Source organism: Candidatus Protochlamydia phocaeensis, assembly GCF_001545115.1.
GTDB classification, from domain to species: Bacteria; Chlamydiota; Chlamydiia; order Chlamydiales; family Parachlamydiaceae; genus Protochlamydia_A; species Protochlamydia_A phocaeensis.
This window is the reverse complement of record NZ_FCNU01000026.1, coordinates 1-6518: the sequence shown is the minus strand read 5'-3', so window position 1 is coordinate 6518 and position 6518 is coordinate 1. Positions and strand designations below refer to the sequence as shown.

At 33.7% G+C, this 6518-nt stretch carries 8 protein-coding genes; 5 read left to right on the top strand and 3 right to left on the bottom strand.

Annotation, left to right across the window (positions count from 1 at the left end; translation table 11 throughout):
• From BN3769_RS14930 to BN3769_RS09580, 5 genes are all read left to right on the top strand, one after another.
• Window positions 1-395, top strand: a 395-nt coding sequence (locus BN3769_RS14930; protein WP_195155539.1) for a hypothetical protein, incomplete at its 5' end; no start/stop codon positions are given.
• A 134-nt stretch (window positions 396-529) separates the two neighbouring features.
• Entirely contained in the window at window positions 530-961 is a 432-nt protein-coding gene (locus BN3769_RS09595; protein WP_068469982.1) for a hypothetical protein, read from the top strand.
• 105 nt (window positions 962-1066) lie between these two features.
• Window positions 1067-2260, top strand: coding sequence for a hypothetical protein (locus BN3769_RS09590; protein ID WP_068469980.1), 1194 nt, complete (start codon window positions 1067-1069; stop codon window positions 2258-2260).
• Between the two features lie 42 nt (window positions 2261-2302).
• A complete protein-coding gene (locus BN3769_RS09585) occupies window positions 2303-2731 on the top strand; it encodes a tetratricopeptide repeat protein (protein WP_068469978.1) in 429 nt (142 codons plus the stop codon).
• Window positions 2685-3953: a tetratricopeptide repeat protein gene (locus BN3769_RS09580; RefSeq protein WP_068469976.1), complete on the top strand. Its 1269-nt coding sequence runs from the start codon at window positions 2685-2687 to the stop codon at window positions 3951-3953. The genes BN3769_RS09585 and BN3769_RS09580 overlap by 47 nt, the downstream gene beginning before the upstream one ends.
• Before the next feature lie 38 nt (window positions 3954-3991).
• Here the strand turns inward: BN3769_RS09580 and BN3769_RS09575 are convergent, their stop codons facing one another.
• The 3 genes from BN3769_RS09575 to BN3769_RS14925 all read right to left on the bottom strand — a co-directional run.
• Window positions 3992-4927: an ABC transporter ATP-binding protein gene (locus tag BN3769_RS09575; protein WP_068469974.1), complete on the bottom strand. Its 936-nt coding sequence runs from the start codon at window positions 4925-4927 to the stop codon at window positions 3992-3994.
• Between the two features lie 129 nt (window positions 4928-5056).
• The gene (locus BN3769_RS09570) at window positions 5057-5446 is read right to left on the bottom strand and encodes a barstar family protein (RefSeq protein WP_068469972.1); all 390 of its coding nucleotides are present in this window, start codon (window positions 5444-5446) and stop codon (window positions 5057-5059) included.
• A 2-nt stretch (window positions 5447-5448) separates the two neighbouring features.
• The coding region (locus tag BN3769_RS14925; protein ID WP_068469970.1) for an RHS repeat-associated core domain-containing protein at window positions 5449-6518 on the bottom strand (1070 nt) is incomplete at its 5' end.

Genomic DNA, 6518 nt, shown 5'->3' with positions numbered 1-6518 from the left:
TTTCGAATGATCCTTCTACTTTCCCTAACGCTTCAAAGGAATTGACTCAAGCTCAAGAAAAATTAGCTGAAATGAGAACATCCGTTTGGCAGCAAAGCCAAATTCAGACGAGAACTCAAGAACTTAATCGTCTTTCTGATTTGAATAATGAAGTCATTAAAAACTCAATTAACGGTGTTAGTCAAACCATTCAAGCCGGTTTGATTGGCAAGGAAGGAGCCATCGATGCGCTTAAAACGATGAATGATGGATACCTGCAAGTATTGAATAAATATGCAGAAAATACCGCTAAATCAAGGGATGATGCCAAAGCTAACTTCGACCGCTTTGTCGATTTCTTGATGAAGATCGTTGACTCAGACTTTAAAGCACATTCTATCGGACAAGGAGTTTAAATTTTTATTGACAATAAAATCTTTAATTATTAGTAATAATAAATAATTAAATTGTTTAGAATTTACTAATTCTTTACAATTATTAGATCTTTTATTGATTATTTAATTTAAAGATAAATTTTGAGGAAAAAATTATGAATGGTATTTCAGTAAATTCACCTTTATCTCCCAATTCTTCCTATAGTATGGGAACTTTGAATGAGAGTGAATTACCTAATGGCAATATCCCTGTATTTATAGTTCCTAAGAAATTTTTCGAATTTGAAAGAGAAAATACATCTCAAACAGGTTTTTGTATTACTTTTTTGAATTATCTAGATGAAGAAAAAATTTCCCTTGGCAAAGCTATTAATGAAGGCAGAATAGGGGTGTTAACTGTCAAGGATGGGAGTATCCAATGCTTAACATTAAATGATTCAGCATTAAAATTTCTTCAAAAACATAATCTTACAGATGCTATTGTTAAAATTGGATCACGTCTTTTGATTGCTGAGCATAATGTTAAAATACGAACTTATGTTTCAGATGAGCAATACACTAAATATACTTCTACTCTTAAAGTATAATTAAAGAATTAATAGCTTGGTTAACGAATAATTAACCAAGCTAAATTAATTTTGTATTTAAAATTATTATGATATAATAAATTTGAATACCATACAGGTGATTGTATGATTAGTTCAAATTTTTCTCCTTATATTCCAAATCAACAAACAATTTCAGAATCTAATACAATAGATAAAGCAACTGAAAGTAAATCTGAAGAATTGATTTATTCTTCAGAGAATATTATAGACTTAAAAGATAAAGAAATATCTATAATTTCGTTTGACAGAACAGAACAAGCTCCTATTATTGATGATTTTGATCCCTTGGCTGATTTTCTAAATGATGATCCATTAAGTAACTCTCTTGTATCAAATGAAACAATTTCAAAACTTTCTGAAGCTAAACCGATAAAAAAAGCAGATATTTTTGAAGATTCTTTCGATCCTCTTGCTGATTTTTCAGAACCTACTCCAGAATTATTAAATATTTCATTAAAAGATTCTTTTCCTTTAAAAATAGATGTTAAACTTCTATCTATAAATGATTTAGTTAAAAACAATAAATTAAGAATTATAGATAGATCTTGTATCGAACAAATAGACAGAGCAGATTCTTTAAATTTTAAAGAAGTGGATATTCATGAAGATATGGAAGAGGTGGCTTGGGCTATAGAAAATCAAGCCGTTGCCCAATTTAAAGAAAACGAGCAAGGTGAAATAGAAGAAGTCAAAATAGCAGATCGTTATGCTGATTTGATAGCAAAATATGATATTAAACAAATTAAAATTATCAATAAACAAGGCGAAATTATACAAACAATTAACGCAAATAATATCAAGATTACTAAATTTACTCCTCAAGAAATTAATGTTATTTGCCAGGTATTACTTCAGCATATTCAGGATATTAATTCTAAAATATTGGAGCAGCAACAGAAACAAAGAGAAAATGAAGATTTAAAGAGAATTCGTGAAGCCCATTCTAACATTTTAGGAAATGTTGTTAAAAGTAAAGCAAATGAGGCCGGAACTAAACCTCGAGATCCTATCCTTTTAGAAAAACTAGCGGTCAATGTACTAGGGATGCTTAGCATTCTCGTAAAAAAACAAAGAGAGATGGAAAGGATTAAAGAAAAGAGAGCGGAGGAAAAAGATAGGGAATTTTGGGAAAATAAACATTTAATTATTCAAAAATATATTCAAAAATTTGAAATTTTACGGAATACCTTAAAAGAGCAAACATTAACCCATTCAATTGCTCTTTCAGATCAAAATCGGTCACTTAAATCTCATTCATTTAAGATATCAAGTCATTAAAGTCTCTCTTTAGAATAAGTTTTTTAAAAAGGGAGATGCAAGATGCCTCCTAAAGAAACCCCTTCAAAAAAAGAAGAAACGATTTATTGGGATTTATACAATGCGATTAGTATTCCTAATAAAAACGTCTATTTAATCCTTTCTCAATCTCCACATCTCACAGAACAAGAATCGTTTAATATCTGGAAAAATGAAGCAGACCGAGGGGTAATTGAAGCTCAATTTAGAGTTGGCTTATACTATGAAATGGGAATAGGAGTAAGCAAATCCTACAAAAACGCTTTTTGCTATTATAAATTAGCCGCCGATCAGGGACACTCACAATCTCAATTTAGCTTAGCCGTATTATATGAATTTGGGCATGGTGTTAAACAGGATTATAAAGAAGCTCTACATTATTACCAATTAGCAGCAGCTCAAGGCGATGGAAGAGCAATTGCCCAGCCTGGGGCACTTTTATACAGAAGGTAAAGGGACAAAACAATCTATAGAAAAAGCTATTGATTATTATCGGAGAGCAATAGATTTAGGGTGCATAGAAGCTTTAGAATATCTTGCAGAAATCTATGAAAAAGGCATTGGAGTTGAGCAATCCATAGAAAAAGCAAGCTTTTATTATCAGCTCTTCTTTGATGCTTGCAAGTTAGAAGCTGATAGAGGAGATGCAATTGAACAAGCAAGAGTTGGAAGACTGTTAGAAAAGGGAATTGGAACTCCTAAATCAATAAATTTAGCTTTTCACTATTATTCTCTTTCAGCTCAACAAAATTGTTTAAGTGGAATTTATCATTTAGCAGAATGCTATGCTAAAGGCAAGGGGATCTCAAAAAATGAAGAAAAGGCTATTTATTATTATACCATGGCCGCCAATAAGGGATATATCTTAGCTCAATCAAGTCTTGCAGATTATCTATTGAAAAATAACATAGATGAAGAAAAAGCCGTCCATTACCTTAAAATGGTGGTTCAAAAAGGAAATGAATGTTCTCGCGAGATGTTAAGTCTTTGCCAATATCAATTAGGACGCTGTTTTGAGCAAGGAAGAGGAATAAAAAAATCATATCGTAACGCTGTTTATTACTATAAATTAGCGGCCAAAAATGGACACGAAATTGCTCAAGATATTTTAGGAGAGGCTTATTCAGAAGGGCTTTTAGGCCTTGCAAAGGATCTTGCTATGGCCTTTCATTATTACAAGGCGGCCGCGGACCAAAATCTTTATTCAGCTCTTGAAAATGTAGCCTATTGCTATGAGAATGGAATAGGCACAGAAAAATCTCTTAAAAATGCTTTTTATTATTATCAATCGGCTGCAAAGATAGCCATCGAGGAAAATTATGCTTCTAGTTTATATCATCTGGCTAGATGCTATGAATTTGGAATAGGAACAGAAATCTCTCTTTCAGAGGCTATTCGTTATTATGTAATGGCTGCAAAAAGACGATTTTATGCAGGCTACTACTATGCTGGCCGCTGCTATAAAAAGATGAATAGCGATGAGGCCCTCAAAGAAGCTTATTATTATTTCAAGCGAGCTGCTGATCATGATGTTAGTTTAGGTCATTATGAAATGGCTCTAGCTCTTCAATACGGTCTAGGAGTTGATAAATCGCTAGAAGAGGCTATATTTCATTATAAACGCTCTGAAGAAGAAGGTTTTCATTTAGATATTCTTGAGCTAGAGAATTTTTAAAATCTAAAATAACAAAAGCTGATCTAGACTTAATCTGACTAGATTAATAGTTGCCTATTCCATAACCTTTTATACGATTCATTTGCCTTCAACAAATCATCATGAGAACCGTCAGCTATAATCTGTCCTTTCTCAAACATCAAAATTCGATCCATTGAACGAAGGGTGGCTAAGCGATGAGCAATTGCTATCACAGTTCGATTCGATATTAGCTCTTCAAGGCTTTTTTGAAGGAGAAATTCGGACTCAGAATCAAGTGCAGCTGTCGCTTCATCTAAAATGATAATCTTGGAATTTTTTAAGAATGCACGGGCAATAGCCAGCCTGGCCCTTTCCCCACCAGATAGCTTACTTCCTTTTACTCCGATTACAGTATTCAAATTATTTGGCAATTTTTTCACATAATCAGCAAACTGGGCTCGCTCCAAAATTTGCCAAATTTCATCATCTGTTATCTTGCTGCATCCATAAGCAATGTTTTCACGTATAGATCGGTGAAATAGCGGAACCGTTTGAGATACTTCAGAAATATTTTCAGCTAAAAATCTGGGTTCAATCTCATCCAAACAAATGTTACCCAAATATACTTCTCCAGAAGTAGGTTTATAAAAACCTCGGAGAATTTTCATTAGGGTGGATTTTCCAGCTCCCGAATAACCTATAATTCCAATTCTTTCATTCTCTTTTATATTAAATGTTACATTGTGAAGGGCTGTGTGTTTTGTATCGTACAAATAGCAGATTTTATCAAATTTGATCTCATATGAAGAGGGAATTAGAGTTCCTTTCCTGATATTTCGTTGGAAAAAATTTTGAAAAGAGCTGAGCTGTTTTAAAGCCGTTTTCATGCGTTCTTTTACTTCAAAAAATGCTAGGACTCCTCTTCCAAAATCGCGAATCTGAGCTGTTAAAATAAGAGTTACGGCAAACAACGCAACAACATCTCCTGGTCTGTTCCCGAAAATCTGGACCATTTTAAATGTCTTTATTCATAAAATTTTTCTCATTTAAAATGGTCCAGATTTTCGGGAACAGACCAATAATAGCAATTCTTAATGCCGTTTTAGTGAGAGAACGAGATAATTGATCTGCATATTTTAGTATTAGGTCGTATTAATATCGGCTAAAATTTTTTGAATTTTGCTTTTTTCTTCTTCAGGGAAAAAAATAGCTAAATGATGATTGTTATCATTCTGCCAGCTTATTAAAACATCTAAGAGTAATTCAAGATATTTTTTTTCTTCAGATTCTGCAACTTTGAGGGGAATATCTTCATGTATAATTAATATTTCATTTTCAAGTATCCAATTTAAATCTCTTAAACAATCATATAAAGCATCCCAATTGGCTCCAAAATAGAGAGGGAATTCTAATTGTGTGGAAAAAAGATTAAATAATTCGCTCTTTTCCCTAATATCTTTAGGGATTAAAACAATTTTTTGTTTGTTTGTAGGTGTTTTAAAAGGAGGAGTAAAAAATAAGAAACTAGACATAATTATAGAATAGGTATAAAGGTTTTATAATGATCTGGTGTATAATACGTTTCTCCATTTGCACCCCTAATTATTCGTTGAGGGCCAGCATGATTAATTCCTGGAGTAGGGTGAACAAATTCTTGATAATAGTTTATATCCTTTTTAGGCAATAGACCTTCTCTATTCTTAAATATGGAGCCATCATTTCGAAAAGAAAGCTTGAGTCCATTTTTGATTCTTTCTATAGTTTGTCTTAAATCGACCCATCCTCTATAAACTTTGTTATCACCTAATTTTATTTCGGCCCAAATAAAATCAGTTGCTTTAGAGCTTTGGTTTATAGCAGAATTTAATTCTTTAGCAGTTTTTGGTAATTTTTCTGTTAACCTCTTCGAAGAGGTGATCGATTTTAAGCTTGTAAAAAAGCTTGTAACAATTCTATACCCAGCATAGGCAATAGCACCGATTCTTAATGTCGTTTTAGTGAGAGAACGAGATAATTGATAGGAAGAATGGTTAGTATAGCTTGAGCCTGGAGCAGATTGTAGTAATTTTTCGTAATAATCAAGCTGGGCATTTACAGTCGATGTATGGGCTTTATGAATTTGCTCTCTCTCTTCTGCTGAGAGCTCTTCAAAACTATCTATGCCCACTTTGAAGCAATCTGAATAGGTTTCAAAGACTGGATCGCTTGCAGAATCGATTAGTCCGTGTATTATTCCCGTACGTATTGCTGCTCTTTCTTCAGGGTCATAATTATTATCAAAATACTCGAGATCCTGATCGTAGATAGGATGGTCGGCCGGATCTCCTTGATAATCCTCTTCGAATAATCCATAAGCGTCGAAGGCGCTTAATGGATTATGGTGCAAATAGGCATAGAGGTTGGGGCCATCGGCAAAGCCTAAGGGATCGGGCGTGGTCCAGCGGCCGATTTCTGGATCGTAGTAGCGTCTGCCGAAATAAATCCAGCCGGTTTCCGGATCAACCCGCTTGCTGGCATAGCGCCAAGGATTGCCGACTTGTGAAGCAGCTATGTCTTGTCCATTGGCATTGAGGATGGTCTCTTCGCCAAAAGCAGTGTAGCGAT